Below are 19,146 nucleotides of genomic sequence, written 5' to 3' on the forward strand. Positions count from 1 at the left end.
CTCATCTCCCTTATTCTTTATTGTGTCCGCCGATTAATTTGGTTCTTGCAATGGCAGTGCCTGCTTGTGTAGCAGAAATGCCCCGGTAGATTGCTGAATAGCCATATCGTTTTCGTATAGTGTCCATCGCTTCTCCAAGCTGTCTGTTTTCAAATTTCTTTTCATCAAAAAGACTCAACTGCATCGATGACTCTTCTTCCAAGTTGCTGATAGCCAGTGAAATCTGCCGCACCGGTTTGTTTTGAAAATGCTCGCGAAATAGACTTTGGCAGACACGGTACATCTCCATCGTGTCATTTGTTGCTTCGTCAATAGAGCGCGAACGGGAAAATCCTCCTCCAAAAGCTGTCTTGCTATAGGCAACACCCAAGTGGATGGTACGTCCTGCACGCCGAGCTTGACGCGTGCGCATTGCAACGTCTTCACACATTTCCAAGATAATCGTCATGATGTCTTGTTCTTCTATGTAATCCCGGTATAAAATTTGTCCTTTTCCATAACTAATTTGCCCTTCGACTAGGGGTGATCCCATATCCGAAAGATCGATGCCATTAGCATGTTGGTAAAGTTGATTGCCCATAATTCCAAATTGTGTTTCCAAAACAGTAACGTCGGCACACGCCAAATCGCCAACAGAAAAAATTCCCATGCTGTTTAAGGTTTTTTCTGTTCGAGATCCAATCCCCCACATTCGACTTAACGGCTGCACAGGCCATAACTTCTTCGGTACATCACTATAGCTCCAAAAAGCAAATCCTGTTTCTTTTCCTTCTAAATCTAATGACAATTTCGCTAGCAACATATTCGGACCTCCCCCTACTGAAGACGGCAGTTTAAAAGAGTCTAATAATTCTTGCTGAATGCGACGCATAGTAGATTCCGGTGGTCCCCACAGCTTTTCCGTACCTGTCAGTTCAATAAAACTTTCATCCACACTGTAAATATGAATCGATTCTTTGGGTACATAGCTTGCTAATAATTCGGTAATGTTCATAGATTTTTGTAAGTACAATTTCATTTTTGGCTCTACTAATAAAATATCTTGATGATCTGGAATTTCAAAAAGCCGAGTACCTGTCTTGACGCCAAAACGCTTTTTCATCATTGGCGATGCAGCCAGCACGACACTCCCTTTTCGTTCCTGATTCCCGACAACTGCAAGACAAACTTCTAGAGGGTTTAGTCCAAGCTCAACCGCCGAAACACTCGCGTAAAAGCCGCACATATCGATGCAGAAGATAGAAGCTTCCGGTAGTTCCTGCTTCCTCATCATACTCACCTCTCAAAAGGGAACGTTTGTTCTTATTTTATACCACGATTTGCCCATCGGCAATCCTTTTTGAAAAATAAAAAGTCTAAATCGAATAAATGAGCAAATTTTTCTTCATTCGCCAAAATTTCTAACAACTTTACATTTCCTGATGAACAAGATATGATGAATCTAGTAACAAGTTCGACATCCATCGTTCTTATGAGATTTCAACAATCAGTAGGAATTATTGGGTGCCAAACCCACTGCAAGCTTTAGGAACAAAGTTTGCTTTGAAAAAAGTCATCGCCTTCGGGTGATGACTTTTTTCATTTTACGTAAAAATTACAGAACGCAAAAAACCGGTCAGGCATTAGCCCGACCGGTTTTCTTTTTATTTATGCTTGTGCTGTTTTACTCGGTTTTTTATCACGTGCCATCCATTGGATACCAAACAAAATAACAAATAATATAGCCCCAATAATATCTGTCATGCCTTCTGGATAAATTAATGCAAGTCCAGTTGCAAATGTAATAATACGCTCGAACCAGTTAAGCTTACGATACCAATAACCGATCAACCCGGCACCAATTGCAACCATACCGGATAATGCGGTAATCAATACCCAAATTAATTCTGGCCAAGTTGTATCAATCATTAATAACGATGGAGATAAAACAAACATATACGGAATGATAAAGGCTGCTGCGGCTAATTTAGCGGCAGTAAAACCGGTCCGTATCGGCTCGCCGCCTGAAATACCTGATGCGGCAAATGCTGCAAGTGCAACAGGAGGTGTAATATCAGCAATAATCCCAAAGTAGAATACAAAGAGATGGGCTGATAATGCAACCACTAGTGGCACCGCTGCTCCAACTGGCTCATCTAACATCAACAGCGTAATAATAGCAGGTGCTGCGATTGTAGACGTAATAACGTAGTTGGCTGTTGTTGGCGATCCCATTCCTAGAACGATCGCTGCTAACATTGTGAAGAATAAAGTTAACAGGACATTGCCGCCTGATGCGGAAACCAATCCATTTGCCAAACTTAAACCAAGTCCAGTCTTTACGACGACCCCAACAATAATACCAGCTGCTGCGGTTGCTGCTGCCACAGCTAACGCCGTCCTTGCACCATCAACTAAAGCTAGAATCATATCTTTAAAACCAAGGCGCGTTTCTTTGTTAAAAGCACTAACAAAAATCGTTAATAATATTCCGTAAAGTGCCGCTTGCATTGTTGGCACACCAATCAATAAAAAGACGATGATGGCAAGAATTGGCGTCAATAAGTAGATTTTTTTCAATACTTCTTTACGATCCGGCATTTCTTCTGGCGAAAGCCCTTTCAAGCCAATGCGCTTGGCTTCAAAATGGGTCATAATCCAAACACCTGTAAAATACAACAGTGCTGGTATGGTTGCCGCTTTGGCAATTTCCCAATAAGTTACGCCTCCGATAAATTCTACCATCAAAAAGGCTGCTGCTCCCATGATTGGTGGCATTAATTGTCCACCTGTTGAGGCTGCTGCTTCTACCCCTCCGGCAAACTCTTTTTTATAACCTAACTTTTTCATCATCGGAATTGTATAAGAACCCGATGTAACAACGTTAGCAACCGAACTACCAGAGATTGTCCCTTGCAGCGCACTTGAGAAAATCGCTACTTTTGCAGGGCCCCCAACTAGGTTTCCGGCTAACGATACGGCCAAGTCATTGAAATACTGTCCAACTCCTGTTTTGACCAAAAACGATCCAAATAACAAGAAGGTGAATATGAAGGTAGCCGATACGCCGATTGGTGTTCCGAGTACTCCGTCTGTTGTATAGAACATCAATTGAACAAGTGATTCCAGATCCTGTCCTCTATGGCGCAAGAACCCTGGGAAATAAGGTCCAAAAAAAGCATACGTCAAAAACAAACTGGCAATAACCGTAATCGGCATACCAACTGCTCGCCTTGTCGCTTCTAACGTTAAAACAACCGCTAAAATACCGACGATCAAATCTAGTTCAGTAACACGTCCAAGACGGAAGACTAAATCATCGTACATAATCGGCCAATAAGCAGCTACACCAATCGATAATAGCGCCAATATATAATCATACCAAGCAACTTTATGGCGAGCTCCTTTACGTTTGCGAGCTGGGAATAATAGAAAGATTAAGGATAAGGCAAATCCTAAGTGAATCGATCGCTGAATATAAGCGGTATACTGTCCAAAGATTGCAGTATAGAGCTGGAATAAGGAAAAAGCTAATAATCCAAAAAAGACCACATGTTTTATTATTCCGCTTAAATCCCGTGTATTGGATTCAGGATCGTATTTCTGTAAAATTTCTTTTTGTTTTTCTTCTGAGATGTAAGACTCGTCCTCTGGCGGAAGCTTTTGCTGCGTGTGCTCTTCTGGAGGCAACTTATCGCTCATCAATTTTCACTCCTTTTCTTAATTGAAACAGGGATACATTTTCTACGCGAAACGTATAAGACTTCCCTCTTTCAAGCGTCTTTTTTAAATCTATCCGGTGTCCTTTAGTTTTGAATGATAAGTTCGCATCTACATCCCCAACAAATAAACGGAACTCCGGAATTTTTCTGGTCATATTTTTAATAAAGTATTTACCATCCTTTTCGACAAAGGTCTCGCCTTCTCCTGCATTTGAAGGCATACCGATATTAAAATCTTCATACTCAAGCTCTGTCATCATCAACTGTTCGTTTCCTACTATTTTGTAGCTTTCAATAACTTCTGATAAGTGAATCGAATGGGTATATATTAACTGGAAAAACTGACTTTCCACCGGAACATATGCCGCAATGTCTTCAGTCTCATTATCGATAAACACATAATATTTTTTGGAAGGGGTGAATGCGATTAAGGAGCTGATCAAGATGAGGGCAATGATTAAAAGAAGGATTTTTTGTATCCGGGTAAACCGCATATGCTATTCTCCTCCACCTAAAAAAATAAATAACTGACGACAAGCTTTCGCTTTATCGTCAGTTACTCGCTCATTCAATTAATTTACTTCGTCAAAATACTTTTGTGCTCCAGGGTGAATGTCAATGCCGATTCCATCAAGAGCTGTTTCTGATTTGATGAAATCTGCTTTTGCATGCTGGATTTGATCTGTGTTTTCATAGATTGCTTTTGTGATGTTGTAAACAAGATCTTCTGAAAGATCGTTTTGTACAACTAACATTGCTAAAACTGAAACCGTTGGAACTTCTTCAGTTAATCCGTAAATGCCAGACGGAACAGTATCATGCGCGTAGTAAGGATATTTCTCGATTAATTCATCGGCTTTATCCTTTTCTACAGGAACAATCACCACGTCTGAAGTAGCTCCAAGACTTTCAACCGCGCCTGTTGGCGTACCAGCAGTAATGAATGCTGCGTCAATTTGACCTGACTGCAAGCTTTCTTGTGACTCACCAAAGTCAAGGTTTTGTGCATCGATATCGTCCATTGACATACCATGAATTTCTAATAATTGTTCAGCGTTAATATAAGTTCCTGAACCAGGAGCACCAACTGAGATTTTCTTACCTGCTAAATCATCAAATGAAGCAATTCCTGAACTTGAAGTTGTAACTAATTGAATTGTTTCTGGATAAAGTGCACCGATCGCAGAAACTGTATCGATTACTTCGCCTTCAAACATATTCGATCCTTCAGACGCGTAAAATGCTGTATCGGTTTGAACAAATGCAATTTGCGCATCTCCATCAGCAAGTGCTGTCATGTTTGCAGCAGATGCCTGTGAAACTTCAGCAGTCGTATCTAAACCTGTTTCAGTTTCAATGATGTTGGCCATTGCGCCACCTAGTGGATAATAAGTTCCTGTCGTACCACCTGTTAGAATGCTAAGGAATTCTGGATCTGATGAAGCTCCACCTTCGCCTTCGCCTTCTTTAGCTGCGTCATCTCCGCAACCTGCTAAAAATACAGATCCTGCAAGAGTTACTGCCGCAAATAAACCAAATTTCTTGTTCAACATAAAGTGACCTCCCTTTTCTGTAATAACGTATAATGTTTCAACTTCATAATACCATTCCTTTCTGACTAGTTTCAATGCATTTCGCAAATACAACCGCTTACAGAAAGAACATTTAGAATACTTGTTTACGTATCCGTACCTTCAATATGAGATTCTGGAACTGTTTCTTCTGGAGCCAGGTCTTCAAATGTTTGACCTTGTTCTTCTAAATCCCTTGTCCGGTGAGCAATACGTGCTGATGCGCACGCAGCAATACTTGCTACTAAATCATCAAGAAACGTATGAACTTGTCCGCCAATTTTTGTATCTAGCTGATGGATAATTCCCGTCTTATTTTTATCTAGGTGACCAAATGTTGTTACTGCAATACTGCCGTAAGTTAACACTGCACCTAATCCAATCATTTCATCAACACCAAACAGACCTTCATCTGATCCGATAATCTGCTGAAGTGGACGGGATAATTTTCCCTGTTCTGCTAATTCATCTAATTCTATCCCCACTAGAAGGGCATGTTGCATTTCACGTTTACGTAAAACGCTTTCAACTGATTCAAGGCAATGTTCGATTTTCAATCCTTCGTTATAAGGCAATTGCATATCCAAGACGATTTTGGCTATGTCTTCATTTGTTACTCCTCTTCGTTCTAGTGCTTCGTGTGTCGCTTTAATAACGTCGTCCGAGTGAACTTGAAACTTTGCACCCTCCATATCAAAAACCCCTTTCAATAAAATAATCGCTGTGCTCTTGTCATTATACCTTGAACATTCATTATGGTACAATTTTCTTATAGAATCATAAAGGAGGCACGTACATGACTACTGGCAAGGTAGAAGATTTATCCATCTATAGCAAGGAACTTCAAGAAGATATGCAATTGCTCGTCTATCTTCCATCGAATTTTTCACCCTTGTATAAATACACGCTCGTCATTGCATCTGATGGCAAAGACTATTTTCAATTAGGACGAATTCCTCGAGTAGTTGACGAGTTATTAGAAAATCGAGAAATCGAAAACATCATCGTTGTCGGTGTTCCATACAAAAGTGTAGAAGACCGAAATAAAAAATACGAGCCTACTGGTGAACAACACAGCGCTTATCTACGGTTTCTAGCACATGAACTGGTGCCTTTCCTTGACGAAAAGTATCCGACTTATCAAGTAGGTATGGGACGTGCGTTAATCGGAGATTCCTTAGCGGCAACGGCATCATTAATGGCTGCTTTAAAATACCCAAACATTTTCGGTCGTGTGATTCTTCAATCACCAAAAGTTGGCGAAGACATGCTGACCGCAGTAGAAGCTTTTAAATCCGCCAATTCTTTTACGGTTTATCACGTTATCGGAAAAGAAGAAACAGCTGTAAAACTAGGGTCTGGCGAGACCGCAGATTTTCTCGAACCAAATCGCCAATTAAATAATTTAATGAAAAATAAAGGGTTTTCGGTCTTTTATGAAGAATTTGAAGGAGACCACACTTGGAAGCATTGGCAGCCCGATTTGAGACGTGCACTTATTCAGAACTTTGGCATGTAGAAGCTAAAATTGCTCCAAGGCACAAAAATGGTTATTACAGACAAGGAGGTCGTTTAGATGAAATATGGAGTAGCAGCATTTCCATCAAAAAAATTACAAGACATCGCAAACTCGTACCGTAAACGTTATGACCCGCATTATGAATTGATTACCCCTCATATGACATTAAAAGAACCATTTGAGGTGGATGCATCGGACGTTAAGGATATGGCAGCAGAAATGCAAAACATTGCAAAGCGCCACAAGCCTTTTAAATTACATGCGACACGTGTCAGTACATTTTCACCGGTCACTACTACCTTGTACTTTAAGGTAGAACCGAACGAAGATATTGTTTCTTTACACGAAGACTTGCATTCTGACTTTTTCGGCGGGATGCCAAAGCACTCTTTCGTGCCACATATTACAATTGGACAAAAATTGTCTGACACGGAGCACGCAGATGTTTATGGTCAATTGAAAATGGCTGGCATCGATCATGAAGAAGTTATTGACCGGATGCATTTACTTTACCAATTGGAAGATGGTTCATGGACAGTATACGAGACATTCCGTTTAACGGGAGATGATCAGTAAGTGTTTAAAGTGAAAATAGCTGAAAGCCAGTTGGAAAAAGAACAAGCTTTTGATGTTCGTAGAAAAGTATTCGTAGAAGAGCAGCGTGTTCCTATTCATATTGAAATGGATGAACACGATGACGATGCGATTCACTTTGTTGCTTATCAACTTGAACAACCAATTGCTGCCGGTCGTATTCGCGAAGTAGAGGTCGGTTTAGGCAAAGTAGAACGAGTATGTGTTCTTCCTGAATACCGCGGACAACATATTGGTGTCCTGATAATGAATGGTATGGAAGACTATGCTCAATCTAATGGCATTTTTAGGCTAAAATTAAATGCGCAGACCCATGCTCTTGCCTTTTATGAAAAGCTTGGTTATGAAGTTACATCGGAAGAATTTATGGATGCAGATATTCCCCATAAATCGATGGAAAAAGCCATTACAGTAGAGTAAAACAAAAACAGATCAGCCGATGTAAATTGGCTGATCTGTTTTTTTCATTTTTATAAAACGTGGTATCCGCTATCAACGTGAATTGTTTCTCCTGTGATTCCGCGAGACATATCACTAAATAGGAATGCTGCTGTATCGCCAACTTCTTCTGGTGTTGTGTTGCGACGCAATGGCGCTTTTTCTTCAATTTCACGTAAAATCGAGTTGAAATCACTAACACCTTTTGAAGACAACGTGCGAATTGGACCTGAAGAAATCGCATTCACACGAATATTGTGCTTGCCAAGGTCTGCTGCTAAATAACGCACCGACATTTCAAGAGATGCTTTTGCAACACCCATAACGTTGTAGTTTGGCATTACACGTTCGCCACCAATGTAAGTTAGTGCAACAATACTGCCGCCTTCTGCCATCAATGGTTTTGCATTTTTCGCAATGTTTGTTAGCGAGTATGCACTAATATTATGCGCCAACAAAAAGCCGTCTCGTGATGTATCTGAAAAATCGCCTGCTAATTCTTCGCCTTTTGCAAAAGCGATACAGTGTGCAAGTCCGTGAATCGTTCCTACTTGTTCTTTAATCGTCGTAAAGCATGTAGCGACTGCTTCATCGTTTGTTACGTCACACGGCAAAATCAGTTCATGGTTGCCATCTAATGTCGCAACTAAATCTCGCACCGACTTTTCAAAACGTTCACCTGCGTATGTAAAAATCAAATTAGCTCCCGATTGATCTAGCGAACGTGCGATTCCCCAAGCAATGCTACGTTTGTTTGCTACTCCCATAATGACAAAAGTCTTTCCTTTTAATGATATTGACATGTCCATTCCTCCTGCATACATAATTATTACCTGGTACTAATAATACCTCATAAAAAAGAAAAGTGCAATTTGCACTTTTCTAAAGTCGACTTAAAAATGTCGTAGCTAAACCTAAATAAATTAAAATTGAAATAATATCATTTAACGTTGTAATAAAAGGTCCTGAAGCAACAGCAGGGTCAATTTTCATCCGGTGAATTAATAATGGGATAAACGAACCCGCTAATGTCGCAACAAAAATAGAACTCATCACAGCTGTCCCAACGAGCATTCCGATAAGCAATTCACCTTTCCAAAAGTAAACCAAGCCTACAACAACAATTCCACAAACTACTCCCGTAATAAGACCCGTACCCGCTTCACGTAATAATAATTTCATTTTACTTTCTTCTTCAATATCTCCTGTCGCAATTCCTCGAACTGCTACAGCTAGAGCTTGCGTTCCACTATTACCCGCCATACCCGCAATAAGTGGGATAAACACAGCAAGTAACGCAACTTGATCTAAAGTTGCTTCAAACATGCCCATCAAGTTAGCCGTTAACATTCCTAAAAACGTCAGCAAAATTAACCACGGCAATCGTTTTTTAGCAGCTGTTAATGAACTTTTATCAAATGTATCCATATCAGATACGGCTGCGAGCTTCGAGTAATCATCTGAAGCTTCTTCTTCTAATACATCGATGATATCATCGACTGTAATAATCCCTAGCAAATGCTGTTGAAAATCAACAACCGGTAAAGCTAGGAAATCATAATCTTTAATCATACGAGCAACTTCTTCTTGGTCTTCACTAACCGAGACACTAACCACGCGCTCGTTCATGATGGCACTAATCAATGTGTCTTCTTCTGCAAGAATTAAATCTCTCAATGTAACAATACCTGAAAGTTTCTTTTCATCATCAACAACAAATACATAATAAATCGTTTCAGCATTTGGTGCAGCGTTACGAAGAATATTCATCGCCGAACGAACTGTTGAATTTTTAGGAATCGCAACAAATTCAGTGGTCATGATTGACCCGGCTGTATATTCCTCGTAATGAAGCAAGTCTTTAATTTGCTGAGCTGATTCTTTGTCCATAATGGTTAAATAGCTTGCAACTTGTTCTTTAGTTAATTCGTTTAAAACGTCAACCGCGTCATCTGTATACATATACGACAGTAAATCTGCAGCATAACGAGCATCCATTTCGCGGAATAAATCTTCGTAGTCGTCATCGTCTAATTCAATTGCTTCAAATAAATCTGCCATCTCTTTAGGAGAGAGATACTGATACAGCAATTGCCTTGTTTCGGAATCAGCCTTTTCATAAAAACTTGCTTGGTCGTATGGATGGTGTGATAGGAATTCTTCACGGAAATCTTTGACGTCTCCGCGTATAAGCATTTCAGCAAATAAAGCTTCGTTTAACTCTTCGTCCCGTACTACTTTTTCGTCCATCATGTATACTCCCTCCTTTCGAAGTTCTTCTAGGCTTGCTATAGTAGTCTATACGTTACACGATGGTTATGTATAGTAAATTTTTAAACAAAGAGGTGTGTAAGATGAAATTTGATATTATTGGAGATATTCATGGGTGTTATCAAGAGTTACTGCTACTCATCGAAAAATTAGGTTACCAAAAAAATGGACCGATTTTCGTTCATCCTGATAATAGGAACCTGGCTTTTGTTGGTGATGCAACAGACCGCGGTCCGGAATCATTAAATGTATTGCGCTTATTATTCGCATTACAAGACGAAGGCATTCTCTATTATTCTCCAGGAAATCATTGCAATAAACTTTACCGTTTTTTTAAAGGACATCAGGTTCAATTAGCTCACGGGCTAGAAATGACTGTAGCTGAATGGGAACAATTGCCTCAGGTGGAAAAACAGCAATTCAAAAAGCGCTACATCCAATTTTATGAGCAACTCCCGCATTACCAGCAGTTTGATAATGATTTAATCATTGCTCATGCTGGCCTAAAAGCCGAAATGATTGGACAACCACTGAGTAAAGGCATTGCCGTATTTGTACTATACGGCGATACTACAGGGAAATTCCACGCTAACGGTCGACCTGTCCGGCGCAATTGGGCTAAGTCTTATAAAGGGAACAAATGGGTTGTGTATGGCCATACACCAACTCCAGAGCCTTATATTATTAACAATACGGTTAATATCGATACCGGTTGTGTTTTTGGTGGTGCACTCAGCGCATTTCGTTTTCCCGAAAAAAACATCGTTTCTGTATCTTCTTTGCAACCCTATCAGCCTGATCGCTTTTATATTTACGATTAAACTAAAGATTGCATATCATCATTTAATGCTGAATGAAAAATAAGCGGTCTTCCTGAAACCGGATGAATCAACTCGAGTTCTGTGCAATGTAAAGCTTGACGATTCACCAAATCCCGTTTGCCGCCGTACAAATCGTCACCAACTAAAGGATGACCAATATGAGCTAAATGAACCCGTATCTGATGTGTCCTGCCCGTATTCAATTGCAATGATACGTGCGCGTATGCTTTAAGATTCTGAAGTACACGCACGTGCGTTTCTGCAAACTGTCCATCATCACGTACTTCTCGCTCGATAATGCTGTTGCTTTTCCGTCCGATCGGAGCCGTTATCGTAAATTCGGGTTTGTCGATTTGGCCATGAACTAGTGCTTCATACCGTCGTTTCATCTTTTTTTCTTGCTGTTGTTGAGAAATCATATGATGAATATGGCGGTTTTTTGCAATGCAAACAAGTCCCGAAGTATCTCGGTCAAGTCGAGTTGCAATATGCAAAGTAGAAGGAATTCCATTGTCATTAAAATGTTTTGCGACAATATTCGCTAAGCTGCCAAAAGGATGCTCGCGAGACGGAATGGTGTTTTGTAGCGGTGGCTTTTCCACTATGAGCAACACTTCATCCTCGTACACAATTTCTAAATGCCCATCTTCTGCAAGTAAGCCCTTGCCATGTTCCTCGTTCGGAAAAATAACGGTTACAGCATCGCCTTTTTCTAGGATATGCCTAACCGTCACTTCTTGATCATTAACTAAAATCTGACCACCGCCATATTTAACAGAGGCTAGCGTCCGTTTTGAAATACCCCAAGCTCCTAACGCTTCGCGCAGCATGCCTGGATATTCAGCGGTGTATGTTAATTGAAAAGGCTTCATCTTATTCACTCTGAGAGCTCACTGTCGATAAAGGAATCATGAACTCGCTGCCAGAATGGAAATGCACGGAAACGAGCAAAGCGAACTTTTTCGTCAGCCACTCTATATTCGATTGATTTTACGTCTTTATGAAGCAATTGCAGATGATCAACTGTTACCATAAAGTCAGGAGCTTTAACTGGTCGTAATGCACATCTGTGATGAGCAGGCAAAACTAATGGCGATCCAACTGTTCGGAAAACCCGGTTGTTAATAGATGCCATCTCCGTTAATTGCATAGCTTGTAATGATGGGTGAATAATTGCTCCGCCTAGTGCTTTATTATAAGCTGTACTGCCGGAAGGAGTTGACATGCACAGACCATCTCCTCTAAACCGTTCAAAATGACTTTCGTTTAAAAAGACATCCATTACCAAAGTAACGTCAGGTGATTTAACAGTAGACTCATTTAAAGCTAAGTAAACCGCAGGCTCGTCTAAGTTTTGATAGTGAATACTCACTTCTAGCAATGGATACTCGATAACTTCATATTCTTTCTTTGCGATAGACAAGACGAGTTTTTCAATTTCGATTGGTTTCCAATCGGCATAAAACCCTAAATGACCAGTATGTATTCCTACAAAGGCCACATCCGCTAGTTTTTCACTGTATTTATGGAAAGCGTGAAGTAAAGTTCCGTCCCCGCCAATCGACAACACAACGTCTGGAGATTCCTCATTCCATTCCATGCCAAAATCTTCTAAGTAATCCTTTGCAGTGGCCATCAATTCATTGGATAATTTGTCTGTCCTCGATATGATATGAAATTTCATCGCTCTGTTCGACCTCCCTCTCTATCGTTTCGAAAATGTGTTCCAGGTGAGTCTTTAAACTCAGTGAAATAAGCTTGCGCTTCTTGTATTTCATCCCGTATTTGAGACATTTCTTCGTCTAACTGGAATGCCGCTTCTGCAGCACGTTGAAGCCTATTTTTTATCTCTTCTGGAAAAACACCTTTATATTTATAATTCAAGGAATGCTCAATTGAAGCCCAAAAATTCATCGCTAATGTGCGGATTTGAATTTCAGCTAAAATTAACTGCTCGCCATTAATTGTTTGAACAGGATATTCCACAATCACATGATACGAGCGATAGCCGCTTTGTTTTTCGTTCGAAATATAATCTTTTTCTTCAACAATCCGCAAATCTTTTCGCTGCTTTAACAAGCCAACTACCGTCTCAATATCTCCAACAAACTGACACATCATTCGAATTCCTGCGATGTCTTGCAATTGATATGCTAGTTTTTCAGAAGGTTCAAATGAAATGCCTTTTTCTAATGTTTTATCATAAATACTAGCCAATGGTTTGACGCGTCCTGTCACAAATTCGATTGGTGAATTTGTGTTGTCATTTTCAAATTGACCTCGCATTCCTTTAAACTTTATCTTTAATTCATCTACTGCCTGTTTGTATGGCGCTAAAAACCGATTCCATTGACCCATCTCAAGTCCTCCTCACTTCTAGTAAGATCGTGAAGCAAGTGCCTCATGAAATGTTTGCTCTACCGCAGTACGAAATTCTTCGCCATAATTGTCATTACCTTCAATATTATCCACGAGCATCAGTAATTCCTCGTGGAACTCTGACAGTGGCATAATTTGTTTGCCCCATTTTAAAAGTGGAACGTTTTTCATTTCGAGCGCATTGGTCATCGCTGGCCATGTATGTATCGGAAATTGAACATATATATAATCCGTACCCGTGTCTAATAAATAAACAAATGCTTTTTTATCGGAATCTGTAAGCATTTGACCAGCTGCCTCAAGCGCCTCTGTCGGTTCATTTTCTTCGATGATAAACTCGATTTCATTATTCGTAATTTTAGTTGTATTTACTGCAACCAATTTATGCAAATCGAACCTTCCTTTCTAGCTTCTTAATAATGATATTTTACCACAGCTCTGTCATTCGTTGCAGTTTGCGCTGAACTATCCGATAATGAAATTACTAGAGAGGTGCTTCCAATGACAAAAGAACTCGAAATTGAATTTAAAAACATGTTAACCAAAAAAGAATATAGCCGTTTATTAGAGGATTTTTCCGATTCTCATAACGGACCTGTTACACAACACAACCATTACTTTGATACCCCTGATTTTCAATTAAAAAAACAGTTGAGTGCACTTCGTATTCGCAATAAAAACGAGCGCTTTGAATGCACATTAAAAATCCCTGCTCCTATCGGTCATTACGAAATTACTGATCCCTTAACTAAAGAACAGGCACAAAGCATGCTGACATTAACAAGCTTTGATGCAACGGAAGTATCAGAAGCCCTTTTGAAACTCGATGTTTCTCCTGAACAATTGGATCTTATTGGGACATTAACAACTCATCGCGTGGAATTTGAATTTCTTGGCGGCTTGTTGGTAATCGATCATTCCGAATACAACGGACAAGAAGATTTTGAGTTAGAATATGAAGTTACTGATGCTGAAACCGGTCACCAACATTTTCTAAACTTCTTGAAACATCAAGAAATTCCCGAACGTCCAGCTAACAAAAAAATAGCACGTTTTATGAATTCTGCCCTAAATTCTACTAAAGACCACTAGTTTTTTATCCTATTCTTCCCATGTCATCAATCGATTTGTTTGAGATATTCGAGATCCGTTGGTAGAATGAATTTACAGCTAAAGCAAAGGAGACACGATGATGACTGGAAAACCGATTATTCCGTACGATGAGATTGGTGCGGAAACATTATCACAGTTAGTCGACGCATTTTATGCTCGCGTAGCGGCACATCCAAAGCTGCAGCCTATTTTTCCAAATGACCTTTCAGAAACCGCCCGTAAACAAAAACAATTTTTAACTCAATATTTAGGTGGTCCGAATATTTATTCAGAAGAACATGGACACCCGAGACTAAGAGCTAGACATAACCCATTCGCTATCACACCAACCAGAGCTCAAGCTTGGTTAGAGTGTATGAGTGAAGCAATGGATGAAGTGGGACTAAGCGGGAAATTCCGTGAAACCTTATTCAACCGACTCGTTTTAACTGCCCATCACATGGTCAACGAGTCTGATAGTGAGGAGGAGTTGGAGTGAACAACTTAGATTTGGTTGAAGCAGTTCACGAACCTGTGAATACTTTCAAACCAATGGAACTGTATGTCTTTGTAGATCCCTTAAACCCAGATTGTTGGGAAATGCAGGGTGTCATCCGGAAATTGCAAATCGAATATGGTCATTATTTTTCTATGCGTATTGTACTAAGCACGCAATTATTAAATTTAAACAAAACCATTCTATCTGCAAATATAGATACTGAGAATTTGACTCATCCTGTCTTGCCTTCTGTTGCCATCAAAGCAGCAGAGCTTCAAGGAAAACGTTCAGGAAATCGTTTCTTGCACAAATTGCAGGAACATTTATTTCTTCAATCAAAAGATGTTTCTTCTTATAGCGTTTTGTTAGAAATCGCGGAAGAGGCAAATCTTGATCAAGAAGAGTTTAAATCGGACTTCCATTCTGTACATACCGCAAAAGCGTTCCAATGCGATTTACAGATTACCCGTGAAATGGAGATTAACGAAGTGCCGAGCATCGTCTTTTTTAACGAATGCATTGAAGATGAAGGTGTAAAAGTATCCGGACTTTATTCATACGATGTGTACCAAACGATTTTACAGGAGATGATGGGAGAAGAAAGCTTGAATCGTCAAACTCCACCTCCTTTAGATGATCTTTTCACCAAATATACGACAATGGCTACGAGAGAAATTGCTTCTATATATAATATTTCTGAACAAACAGCAGAGTGCGAACTGAAAAAACAAGTATTACAACAAAAAATAGAACGCATTTCCATGGCAAAGGAAACTTTATGGAAAGCAAAATAACCTATCTCCCAGTTTTGGGAGATAGGTTATTTTTTTATGGCTTATATATAGGGAGCAAATTGGCTTTCGACAGTATTTTTCGAATCTGGACAGTATCTTGCGTGATTTCGACAGTATTTGACCGATTCGGACAGTATCCGAGCCAACATGGACAGTATATCCAATAATTGGATAATCAACACAAAATGAAAGACGCCTTCCACGTCCGGAAGGCGTCTTTCTATATTACACAAAGGGGATGGGAGAAATGTTCACGCTCAAACAAAGGGGTGTATGTTTGTATGTGATTTATTTCACAACATAATCTTATCACGGAATAATAGTTAAATCAATAATTCACAAGTTGTTTCACAAATTTGTCATAATTGCTTATTCCTCTTACCTTCTTTCTCAACCAACAATTATCTTGGTATAACAAAAGAAACAACCTTAAGTAGGTTGTTTCTTTTGTTATACGCTTTAGTTATTCAATAAAAGCTTTTCTAGTTCATTTAATTTTTCTTCAAAAACCATACATGCTTCTTCAATTGCTTTCGACTGTGTCATGTCGACACCCGCTTTTTTCAACACTTCAATCGGATAATCTGAGCTTCCCGCTTTCAAAAACTCATTGATGTAACGATCGACTGCAGGTTGTCCTTCTTCAAGGATTCCTTTACTTAGTGCCGTCGCAGCACTAAACCCTGTTGCGTATTGGAAGACGTAATAATTATAGTAAAAGTGTGGAATACGTGCCCACTCCATCCCAATTTCTTCGTCGGACACTACATCAGGTCCATAATATTTTTGGTTTAGTTGATAATAAACTTCGGTTAAACGATCTGCTGTTAATGCTTCCCCGTCTTGGTCCATTTTGTGAATCAAGTGTTCGAACTCTGCAAACATTGTTTGGCGGAATACGGTTCCGCGGAAGCCATCTAACCAATTGTTTAATAAATAAATGCGCTCCTGGTCATCATCGGTAGCTTTTACCATGTATTCATTTAATAAAGCTTCATTTGTCGTTGATGCAACTTCTGCAACAAATATTGAATAATCACCATAAACATATGGCTGATTTTTTCGTGTGTAATAACTATGGACACTATGTCCAAACTCATGTGCCAATGTAAACAAATTGTTTACATTATCTTGCCAGTTCATCAAAATATATGGATTAGTTCCATACGCACCTGATGAATAAGCTCCACTGCGTTTGCCTTTGTTTTCTTTCACATCTACCCAGCGATTGTCGATGCCTTCTTTAACAATCCCTACATACTCCTCACCTAAAGCTTCAAGGCCATTAAGCATGACGCCTGTCGCTTTTTCGTATGGCATTTCCATTTTTACTTCTGGAACTAACGGTGTGTGTAAGTCCCACATATGAACTTTATCGAGACCCAGTACTTTTTTGCGCAAAGCTGAATAGCGGTGCAATAGATGAAGATTTTTATTAACCGTTTCAACCAAATTATCATAAACTGCTTCTGGAATATGATCGTCCGCTAAAGCCGCCTGACGTGCCGAGTCAAATTTGCGAATACGAGCATTTACATTATCACGTTTGATGTTTCCAGATAAAGTCGATGCAAACGTATTGCGGAATTTTCCATAAGTCGCGTAAACTGCTTTAAATGCATCTTCACGCACACGGCGGTCGTTGCCTTCAAGGAAACGGATATAATTGCCGTGCGTAATTTGGACTTTCTCACCTGACTCATCTTCGATTTCTGGAAATTCAAGATCCGCATTATTTAACATACCGAAAGTTTCTGATGATGCTTGGCTTACTTCAGATAATTGAGCTAATAACGATTCTTGCTCTGCAGGTAAAACATGCGGACGCATTAAGTTTAATTCTTCAAGAGCTTGTTTATATAAGCCTAACCCTTCATGACTCGCTACGTATTCATTTAATATGGATTCTTCAATCGATAATATTTCTGGAGTCATATACGACAATCCTGCTGATACTTTAGCGAATAATGATTTAATCCGGCTATCTAGCGCCTGATATTTAGAATTAGTTGTATCCTGATCGTAACGCATATGCGAATACGTATAAAGACGTCTTAAGCGCTCTGTCAATTCATCTCGGTAAACCATTACGTTGTAAAGCGCTTCAGCACTTTCATGCAAGGTTCCTTGGAATGACTCGGCTTTGTCGCTAAGTGCTGCGACTTCTGTAAATTCTTTCTCCCAAAGTTCATCAGTTTCAAATATATCCTCTAACTTCCACGTTAATTCTGTTGGAACTTCTTCTCTTGTTAATACTTTCTCAGCCATTTAATTTCCTCCTCTATCCCGTTCTTTCGGGAAACGAACTACATCTTATTTTCTCAATTTTCTCACGTTTTTGCAATAGTTATCATAGACAATATCCAAAATATTGGAATAATCCAAGACCGAGTCCTTGTATTTCAAATAAAGAGCTAAATAATCTGAGACAAGGCTTATTGCTTGCTGCTCTTTTTTCAGATCGCTTAAGGTCAATTTTCCTGTTCGAATCATTCGGTCAACCCTAATTCCTTTTTCATATGCTTCCACTACTTGCAATTGCCACAAAACAGCAGGTTGTTTAAAACATTCGCCGCCTAGTAACGGTAACCCAAATAGCCCCGGCACGTTTGCAACATCTAAACGTAATTCATAACACAATCGACAATAAAGATTTCCTACTCGATTGCCAGCATACAGCTGACTGCGAATATACTTCTTTTTAGCATGATAAAAAATTCCCATCACTTGATTAAATTCATCTTTGGACAAAGTCTTTGGCAATGCAAATGGAAAAACTTGATTTGCGGCAGACAGTGACTTGGTTTTCCCAACCCATCGACTCGAACTAACATAAAACAAATTAGAATAATAATAAAATTGATTATTAGATGGGCAAAATAATAAAACGTACGGAAGTTGTCCCGTTTGCTGAAACATAGCTATCTCATAAGACTTAATTTGTAATTGTCCAATCCCTTCACAACAAGGCTCTTTTAAGCCTTTTATCCACAGGGGATATATATTAAGTTGCCGATAGCCTTTGGATCGTTGTATAAGCTGCTGAGCAGGGATTAAACTGCATTGAAATTCAATAGCGTATTTTTTATCAACGAGTAAATCGGCTCGTTGTCGAATTTCTGATAAATATTTTTCTAATTCTACTTTGGAGTTTAATCGATTGAAGAATTGATAAAGAAGAAGTTTTCCTTGTAGATGTAAAGAGGACTCGGGTTCGTTGGAATGATGACAATCCGATAGCGTTTTGTGTGCAAAGTGAGGGATATTGATTTCTCCAATTTTCAAAAGCAATGGAGCCTGACAAGACGGACAGAAAAATTGCTCGTTCGAACGAATTTCTTGCAATTCTTTTCGCGTATGCTGCCCCGTTAAATAAACCAACTGTTTTTGTGCAGTTGTAGCAACTAATATATAAATCACTCTCCTTTCATTAAGTTTATGAAACACAGTGGATTTTGGCAATAAAA

Annotated in this window: 20 protein-coding genes; 7 read left to right on the forward strand and 13 right to left on the reverse strand. The window is 39.5% G+C overall.

Annotated features, from left to right (window positions below):
- Positions 1–10: 10 nt before the first annotated feature.
- The 5 genes from PLANO_RS10605 to PLANO_RS10625 form a co-directional block, all read right to left on the reverse strand.
- Positions 11–1,270, reverse strand: a complete 1,260-nt coding sequence (locus tag PLANO_RS10605; protein WP_197053085.1) for a Y-family DNA polymerase — start codon at positions 1,268–1,270, stop codon at positions 11–13.
- Positions 1,271–1,647: 377 nt separating this feature from the next.
- On the reverse strand, positions 1,648–3,681 hold the full coding sequence (locus tag PLANO_RS10610; RefSeq protein WP_038704421.1) for a TRAP transporter permease: 2,034 nt from the start codon (positions 3,679–3,681) through the stop codon (positions 1,648–1,650).
- Positions 3,671–4,195, reverse strand: a complete 525-nt coding sequence (locus PLANO_RS10615; RefSeq protein ID WP_038704422.1) for a DUF1850 domain-containing protein — start codon at positions 4,193–4,195, stop codon at positions 3,671–3,673. Before PLANO_RS10615 ends, PLANO_RS10610 begins: the two co-directional genes overlap by 11 nt.
- A gap of 78 nt (positions 4,196–4,273) precedes the next feature.
- Complete coding sequence (locus PLANO_RS10620) at positions 4,274–5,254, reverse strand: TAXI family TRAP transporter solute-binding subunit (RefSeq protein ID WP_038704423.1); 981 nt, start codon at positions 5,252–5,254, stop codon at positions 4,274–4,276.
- Positions 5,255–5,379: 125 nt separating this feature from the next.
- The gene (locus PLANO_RS10625; RefSeq protein ID WP_038704424.1) at positions 5,380–5,964 is read right to left on the reverse strand and encodes a phosphatidylglycerophosphatase A family protein; all 585 of its coding nucleotides are present in this window, start codon (positions 5,962–5,964) and stop codon (positions 5,380–5,382) included.
- A 104-nt stretch (positions 5,965–6,068) separates the two neighbouring features.
- Here PLANO_RS10625 and PLANO_RS10630 point away from each other — a divergent pair, with 104 nt between their 5' ends.
- From PLANO_RS10630 to PLANO_RS10640, 3 genes are read left to right on the forward strand one after another with little or no spacing between them, the layout of a single operon-like run.
- Positions 6,069–6,791 carry an alpha/beta hydrolase gene (locus PLANO_RS10630; RefSeq protein WP_038704425.1) on the forward strand — a complete coding sequence of 241 codons (723 nt, stop codon included), beginning with the start codon at positions 6,069–6,071 and terminating at the stop codon, positions 6,789–6,791.
- 57 nt (positions 6,792–6,848) lie between these two features.
- Positions 6,849–7,367 carry a YjcG family protein gene (locus tag PLANO_RS10635; protein WP_038704426.1) on the forward strand — a complete coding sequence of 173 codons (519 nt, stop codon included), beginning with the start codon at positions 6,849–6,851 and terminating at the stop codon, positions 7,365–7,367.
- Positions 7,368–7,805: a GNAT family N-acetyltransferase gene (locus PLANO_RS10640; RefSeq protein WP_038704427.1), complete on the forward strand. Its 438-nt coding sequence runs from the start codon at positions 7,368–7,370 to the stop codon at positions 7,803–7,805.
- 50 nt (positions 7,806–7,855) lie between these two features.
- Here PLANO_RS10640 and fabI read toward each other — a convergent pair whose 3' ends face one another.
- Together fabI and mgtE are read right to left on the reverse strand one after the other, a co-directional pair.
- Positions 7,856–8,626, reverse strand: a complete 771-nt coding sequence (gene fabI, locus PLANO_RS10645; protein ID WP_038704428.1) for an enoyl-ACP reductase FabI — start codon at positions 8,624–8,626, stop codon at positions 7,856–7,858.
- 79 nt (positions 8,627–8,705) lie between these two features.
- A complete protein-coding gene (gene mgtE, locus PLANO_RS10650; protein ID WP_038704429.1) occupies positions 8,706–10,076 on the reverse strand; it encodes a magnesium transporter in 1,371 nt (456 codons plus the stop codon).
- A 101-nt stretch (positions 10,077–10,177) separates the two neighbouring features.
- On the opposite strand from mgtE, the gene prpE reads away from it, so the two are divergent.
- Positions 10,178–10,915 (forward strand): bis(5'-nucleosyl)-tetraphosphatase PrpE, encoded by a 738-nt coding sequence (gene prpE, locus PLANO_RS10655; protein ID WP_038704430.1) that lies wholly within the window; start codon positions 10,178–10,180, stop codon positions 10,913–10,915.
- Here the strand turns inward: prpE and PLANO_RS10660 are convergent.
- The 4 genes from PLANO_RS10660 to PLANO_RS10675 are packed head-to-tail and all read right to left on the reverse strand — an operon-like array spanning position 10,912 to position 13,684.
- Entirely contained in the window at positions 10,912–11,787 is an 876-nt protein-coding gene (locus PLANO_RS10660; RefSeq protein ID WP_038704431.1) for an RluA family pseudouridine synthase, read from the reverse strand. The genes prpE and PLANO_RS10660 overlap by 4 nt on opposite strands.
- A 5-nt stretch (positions 11,788–11,792) precedes the next feature.
- Positions 11,793–12,599: an NAD kinase gene (locus PLANO_RS10665; protein WP_038704432.1), complete on the reverse strand. Its 807-nt coding sequence runs from the start codon at positions 12,597–12,599 to the stop codon at positions 11,793–11,795.
- Positions 12,596–13,273: a GTP diphosphokinase gene (locus PLANO_RS10670; RefSeq protein ID WP_038704433.1), complete on the reverse strand. Its 678-nt coding sequence runs from the start codon at positions 13,271–13,273 to the stop codon at positions 12,596–12,598. The genes PLANO_RS10665 and PLANO_RS10670 overlap by 4 nt, the downstream gene beginning before the upstream one ends.
- A gap of 18 nt (positions 13,274–13,291) precedes the next feature.
- A complete protein-coding gene (locus tag PLANO_RS10675; protein WP_038704434.1) occupies positions 13,292–13,684 on the reverse strand; it encodes a UPF0738 family protein in 393 nt (130 codons plus the stop codon).
- 111 nt (positions 13,685–13,795) lie between these two features.
- Here PLANO_RS10675 and PLANO_RS10680 point away from each other — a divergent pair, with 111 nt between their 5' ends.
- The 3 genes from PLANO_RS10680 to PLANO_RS10690 all read left to right on the forward strand — a co-directional run bounded on the left by PLANO_RS10680 (position 13,796) and on the right by PLANO_RS10690 (position 15,679).
- Complete coding sequence (locus tag PLANO_RS10680) at positions 13,796–14,386, forward strand: CYTH domain-containing protein (RefSeq protein WP_038704435.1); 591 nt, start codon at positions 13,796–13,798, stop codon at positions 14,384–14,386.
- A gap of 100 nt (positions 14,387–14,486) precedes the next feature.
- A complete protein-coding gene (locus tag PLANO_RS10685) occupies positions 14,487–14,885 on the forward strand; it encodes a globin domain-containing protein (protein WP_038704436.1) in 399 nt (132 codons plus the stop codon).
- On the forward strand, positions 14,882–15,679 hold the full coding sequence (locus tag PLANO_RS10690) for a ClpXP adapter SpxH family protein (protein ID WP_038704437.1): 798 nt from the start codon (positions 14,882–14,884) through the stop codon (positions 15,677–15,679). The genes PLANO_RS10685 and PLANO_RS10690 overlap by 4 nt, the downstream gene beginning before the upstream one ends.
- 459 nt (positions 15,680–16,138) lie before the next feature.
- Here PLANO_RS10690 and pepF read toward each other — a convergent pair whose 3' ends face one another.
- Together pepF and PLANO_RS10700 are read right to left on the reverse strand one after the other, a co-directional pair.
- Positions 16,139–17,947, reverse strand: a complete 1,809-nt coding sequence (gene pepF, locus PLANO_RS10695) for an oligoendopeptidase F (protein ID WP_038704438.1) — start codon at positions 17,945–17,947, stop codon at positions 16,139–16,141.
- 45 nt (positions 17,948–17,992) lie between these two features.
- Positions 17,993–19,141: a competence protein CoiA gene (locus PLANO_RS10700; protein WP_052124311.1), complete on the reverse strand. Its 1,149-nt coding sequence runs from the start codon at positions 19,139–19,141 to the stop codon at positions 17,993–17,995.
- Positions 19,142–19,146: the final 5 nt, after the last annotated feature.

The organism is Planococcus sp. PAMC 21323 (assembly GCF_000785555.1).
GTDB lineage: Bacteria > Bacillota > Bacilli > Bacillales_A > Planococcaceae > Planococcus.